This window comes from Streptomyces poriferorum, assembly GCF_019399235.1.
Taxonomy (GTDB): domain Bacteria; phylum Actinomycetota; class Actinomycetes; order Streptomycetales; family Streptomycetaceae; genus Streptomyces; species Streptomyces poriferorum.
This window is the reverse complement of sequence record NZ_JAELVH010000390.1, coordinates 1-5,172: the sequence shown is the minus strand read 5'-3', so window position 1 is coordinate 5,172 and position 5,172 is coordinate 1. Positions and strand designations below refer to the sequence as shown.

The 5,172-nt window shown below is 71.7% G+C and carries 4 protein-coding genes; 1 reads left to right on the top strand and 3 read right to left on the bottom strand.

Translation table 11 applies throughout. The annotated features are described in order from the left end of the window. Window positions 1-169: 169 nt before the first annotated feature. Window positions 170-1,108 carry a hypothetical protein gene (locus JGS39_RS36555; RefSeq protein ID WP_219574074.1) on the bottom strand — a complete coding sequence of 313 codons (939 nt, stop codon included), beginning with the start codon at window positions 1,106-1,108 and terminating at the stop codon, window positions 170-172. Window positions 1,109-1,347: 239 nt separating this feature from the next. Continuing rightward, window positions 1,348-2,928: an acyl-CoA mutase large subunit family protein gene (locus tag JGS39_RS36550; RefSeq protein ID WP_219574075.1), complete on the bottom strand. Its 1,581-nt coding sequence runs from the start codon at window positions 2,926-2,928 to the stop codon at window positions 1,348-1,350. 227 nt (window positions 2,929-3,155) lie between these two features. Here JGS39_RS36550 and JGS39_RS36545 point away from each other — a divergent pair, with 227 nt between their 5' ends. Then, window positions 3,156-4,082 (top strand): L,D-transpeptidase family protein, encoded by a 927-nt coding sequence (locus tag JGS39_RS36545; RefSeq protein WP_219574073.1) that lies wholly within the window; start codon window positions 3,156-3,158, stop codon window positions 4,080-4,082. A 184-nt stretch (window positions 4,083-4,266) separates the two neighbouring features. On the opposite strand, the gene JGS39_RS36540 is transcribed toward JGS39_RS36545, so the two are convergent. Beyond that, the coding region (locus tag JGS39_RS36540) for a hypothetical protein (protein ID WP_219574072.1) at window positions 4,267-5,172 on the bottom strand (906 nt) is incomplete at its 5' end.

Below are 5,172 nucleotides of genomic sequence, written 5' to 3'. Positions count from 1 at the left end.
TCCCGGTTCCGCCTGCCGGGAGTCCCCGTATGCGTCTCTCTCTTGCCCGTCAGCAGACGACGGGCAAGAGAGAGACGCATACGGGGACTCCCGGCAGGCGGAACCGGGAGGGGCCGTCGCACGGTGCGACGGCCCCTCCCCTGACGTGGGACGACGTGGGACGACCGGGTCAGCGGGCGGACGCCGCCGCGCGGCGGCGCATGAGGACGAAGCCGAGCCCCGCCGCGCCCACCGCTGCCGCACCGCCGACTGCGATCAGTACCGGGCTGCCGTTCTGCTCGACCTCGGCACCGGCGGCGACGCTGCCCTTCGGGACGACGGACGTCTGCGAGGTCTGCGAGGTCTGCGAGGTCTGCGTCTCGGTGCCGTTGGCCGAAGTGCCGTCGCCCGAGGTGCTGTTGCCCGAGGTCGTGGCGTAGGTGAAGCTGCACCCCTTGGGCAGCTTCGGGAAGTCCGTGACGGACGCCGGGTGGCCACCGCCCTCCATGTTGGTGCGCAGCTGCGGCGCGGTGCTGCTCGGGTTGATGATCTCGCCGAGGAAGCCGGCGCTCGCCGGAAGCGCGGGGTGCAGCCGGGAGAGCTGGCCGAGGACCTTGCCGTCGCCGCCCTGGAAGACGACCGACGGGCCCGACGGGCTGATGCTCAGTTCGGCCAGGGTGCCGGCCCCGATGCTCTTCGTCACCGTGGCGACGCACTCGACCGGGGTGACCGGGCCCTGTCCGTCGCTGCCCGCGTCGACGACGGAGGTGACGGCACCCGTGAAGTCCAGCGTCACCTTGATCCCGTTACCGAAGACCTTGCTCTCCTCGGGGGCGTAACCGCCACCCGCGGTGAGAACCCCCAGCGCCTTCGCACCGTCGAGGACCTCGGCCGTGTAATAGACGTGCTGGTCCCCGTGCTTGTACACCTTGGCGGTCAGCCCGCCCTTCAGCTCGTCGGTGCGGATCAGCGTGCCTGCGTCGGTGGCCTGCTGCCCCTGGCCGGCCGGTGTGGCCGGGACGGTGTCGGCGAAGGCCGCGGTGGCCGGGACGAGGACGGCGCCTCCCAGTGCGGCGGCGGCGACGGCTGCGCGGAGGGAGACACGGCGGTACGAGGGACGGAAAGACATGATCGACTCCGTGAGGAATGGCCCTTGCGGGCTCGGAAGGCTGGGAGAGTCGCATGCCGCTTCCTCGAAGTGTGGGGCCGTGAGGTGGGGCGGGCTGCATCAATGAATCTAGGTGTGCAGTACAGCGGAGCCATCCGCTCCGTGTCACAGACGCGTGACAGGCAGCCGCGTCCCTCACCTCACAACTGACGACACGGGGCGCTACGTTGACGCCGCTCGCGCCGCCCTCGCCCCTCGTCTCAGAACGCGTCCGCCGGCACGTGCACCCCCCACACCTCCCGCAGCGCGTTGCAGACCTCGCCCACCGTGGCGCGGGCCCGCAGCGCGTCCTTCATCGGGTAGAGCACGTTGTCCGTGCCCCCGGCCGCCTTGCGGAGAGCCGCCAGGGCCGTGTCCACCGCGCCCCGGTCGCGTTCGGCGCGGAGCTTCGCCAGCCGGGCCGCCTGCTGGGCCTCGATCGCCGGGTCGACGCGGAGCGGCTCGTACGGCTCCTCCTCGTCGAGCCGGAAGCGGTTGACGCCGACGACGACCCGCTCGGCGCTGTCCGTCTCCAGAGCGACGCGGTAGGCGCTGCGCTCGATCTCGTTCTTCTGGAAGCCCCGCTCGATCGCGCTGACGGCGCCGCCCATGTCCTCGATCCTGAGCATCAGTTCCGCGGCCGCGGCCTCGACGTCGTCGGTCATCCTCTCGACGACGTAACTGCCCGCGAACGGGTCGACGGTGGCCGTCACGTCCGTCTCGTACGCGAGGACCTGCTGCGTACGCAGGGCGAGGCGGGCGGACTTGTCGGTGGGGAGGGCGATCGCCTCGTCGAAGGAGTTGGTGTGCAGGGACTGTGTGCCGCCCAGGACCGCGGCCAGGCCCTGCACCGCGACGCGCACCAGGTTGACCTCGGGCTGCTGGGCGGTGAGCTGGACGCCGGCGGTCTGGGTGTGGAAGCGCAGCATCAGGGACTTGGGGTTCCTGGCGCCGAACTCCTCCTTCATCACCTTCGCCCAGATCCGCCGGGCGGCCCGGAACTTGGCGACCTCCTCCAGGATCGTCGTACGCGCGACGAAGAAGAAGGAGAGCCGCGGGGCGAAGTCGTCGACGTCCATGCCGGCCGCTACGGCGGTACGGACGTACTCGATACCGTCCGCGAGCGTGAAGGCGATCTCCTGCGCGGGCGAGGCCCCGGCCTCCGCCATGTGGTAGCCGGAGATCGAGATGGTGTTCCACTTCGGGATCTCGGCCCGGCAGTACTTGAAGATGTCGGCGGTCAGCCGCAGGGAGGGCCCCGGCGGAAAGATGTACGTGCCCCGGGCGATGTACTCCTTGAGCACGTCGTTCTGGACGGTGCCCGTGAGCTGCCGCGCCGGGACGCCCTGCTCCTCGCCCACCAGCTGGTACATCAGCAGGAGCAGCGCCGCGGGGGCGTTGATCGTCATGGACGTGGAGACCTGGTCCAGCGGGATCCCGCCGAACAGCACGCGCATGTCGTCGATCGAGTCGATCGCCACCCCCACCTTGCCGACCTCGCCGGACGCGATCTCCGCGTCGGAGTCGTGGCCCATCTGGGTGGGCAGGTCGAAGGCGACGGACAGGCCCGTCGTGCCGTTGGCGATGAGCTGCTTGTAGCGGGCGTTGGACTCGGTGGCCGTACCGAAGCCGGCGTACTGGCGCATCGTCCACGGGCGTCCGGTGTACATCGACGGGTACACGCCGCGCGTGAAGGGGTAGGCGCCCGGCTCGCCCAGCTTTTCGGCGGGGTCCCATCCGTTGAGCGTGTCCGGCCCGTAGACCGGCTCGATCGGCAGTCCCGATTCCGACTCGCGCGTCATCTGCTGTGCCTCCCGCTGAAGCTGCTCACTGGTCCCCATGGCTTGCGCGACGGACTGTAGCGGCGGGCCCCGAAGCGCTGGAGGGGGCCGGGCCGGGACCTTGCTCACAGCCCCGATGCCTGACATCCTCCGGTCCTCGATGCCGCTTTCCCCATCATGCGCAGGATTCGGCAACCGGGCAGAGCGGGAATCCGTCCCATGAGATACCGCAGATTCAGGGGGCCGAGATGATAGGCAGCAGCAGGACCGGGCGCGGCCACGCGCACACGGGAGGCCGGGCAGCGGGCGCGGCGTCCGCCGTCGCCGTACTGGCACTGGTCGCCGTGACCGCCGGATGCAAGGCGGAGCCCGCCGGCAGCGCGCCGGCCGCTCCGCCGGCGAGCAGCTCACCCACCGAGGACGCCAAGCCCGGCACGGACGGGACGGAGTCGGCGACGCCGACCGCGAGCGCGAAGCCGAGCTCGACGCCGAAGGCCACGCCGAAGCCCACACCGAAAGCCACGCCGTCGGCCGATCCGCAGGCCAAGGTGCTGATGGCGACCGGCTCGCAGGGCAAGCAGGTCCGCGAGCTCCAGGCCCGGCTGCGTCAGATCGGCCACTTCGACCGCAGCCCCACGGGCTACTACGGCTCCGTCACGGTCACCGCCGTGCAGTCGTTCCAGGGCAAGCGCGGGCTGTCCCGCACGGGGAAGACGGACACCGTCACCTGGCAGAAGCTGCTCGGCATGACGCACGCGCCGACCGCCGCGGAGCTGAACCCGCCGACCACCCGGCCGGCCGCGAAGCCGGACAAGCGCTGTATGACGGGCCGGGTGATCTGCATCAGCAAGAACAGCCGGTCGCTGTCCTGGATGATCGACGGCAGGGTCGTCTCGTCGATGGACGTGCGGTTCGGCTCGCAGTACACGCCGACCCGCGAAGGCACCTTCTCCGTCTACTGGAAGTCCCGGCACCACGTGTCGTCGATCTACCACACGGCCATGCCGTACGCGATGTTCTTCAGCGGCGGCCAGGCGGTGCACTACTCCTCGGACTTCGCGGCCCGCGGCTACAGCGGCGCCTCGCACGGCTGCGTCAACGTCCGGGACGAGGGGAAGATCGCCTCGCTGTTCGCACAGGTCCGCAACGGCGACAAGGTCGTCGTCTACAAGTGAGGCGATGGATGAGGGGCGCGGGCGGGACCGGGGGAACGTGTCCCGCCCGCGCCATTGCGCCGAGCCGTAGGTACGGGGGGAACCCCGGCTCCGGGCGCTGCCGATGACCAGTCGGCTCACTTGTTACTGCGCCCACCGGCCGAAAAACGTCACACCCGGTGGTGGCGGGGCGGGCACAGTGGGCTCAGCGCGCCGCGAGCGAGGGCGACGAGGAGCGCGAGGAGCCGGAGGCGGAGGACTCGGCGGTGGTCGAGGGCTCCGGGGACGCGGTGGAGAAGCCGATCGACGGCAGAGTGCCCGAGCCGCCGGACGAGCCGCCGCTTCCGGCCGGTTCGTCGTCGCCCCGGCCCGCACCGTCGCCGTTCTTGCCGTCGGCCTGGTCGAGCATCCGGTCGCAGAACCGGTCGAGGTTGCGGGCTCCCTTGGCCAGCGCTTCGAGGCGGCTTCTGCGCTCCTCGTCCAGCTTGCCGTCGCGGTAGTCGCGGCAGGCCTTCAGGGTCTTCTCGTACCAGGACGCCTCGTCGCCGCTGTCGCCGGAGGTCCCGTCACCGTCCTGGCCGCCCGGGCTCGGCGTCGCGCCGGTGCCGGAGGACGGCTTGTCCTCGGCTCCGCCGGACCGGCTGTCGCCGCTGCCGTCCCCGCCGTCGCGCTCACGGTTCGGGGCGGGGGTGCGGTCGCTGCCGTCGGGCCGGCCGCTCTCGGGCCCGTCGGCCCTGGGCGTGTCCGGTGACGCGGATTCCCCGCCCGGCGATCCGGGCGGCGGCGCCGATGTCTCGTCGTCGGTGGTGAGGTCGGAGCCCAGCTCCTCGGGGGACGCCGCGGCCGACACCGAGGTGGCCGGTGTCGGCGTGTGCCGGCTGAAGGGGCCGGGCAGCATCCCGGTCCCGGCGGCCACGGCCACCCCGCCGATCGCACAGCACGCGAGGGAGGCGACCAGACCGAAACGGATGGGCCTGCTCCAGCGCATGGGGCGGGGGCCACGGAATCCCGCGGCCCCCGACGCCGTACCGGATCCGGCCGGGCGTATGTGCACGGGGGCGAGCATGCCGGACTCGGCGGAGTCGTCCGTGCCCGCGGCCCGGGCCGCGGG

What these genes read in the sequence shown, in the direction of transcription:
- JGS39_RS36545 (WP_219574073.1), top strand. Translation starts at nt 3,156, where the DNA reads ATGATAGGCAGCAGCAGGACCGGGCGCGGCCACGCGCACACGGGAGGC.
- JGS39_RS36550 (WP_219574075.1), bottom strand. Translation starts at nt 2,928, where the DNA reads ATGACGCGCGAGTCGGAATCGGGACTGCCGATCGAGCCGGTCTACGGG.
- JGS39_RS36555 (WP_219574074.1), bottom strand. Translation starts at nt 1,108, where the DNA reads ATGTCTTTCCGTCCCTCGTACCGCCGTGTCTCCCTCCGCGCAGCCGTC.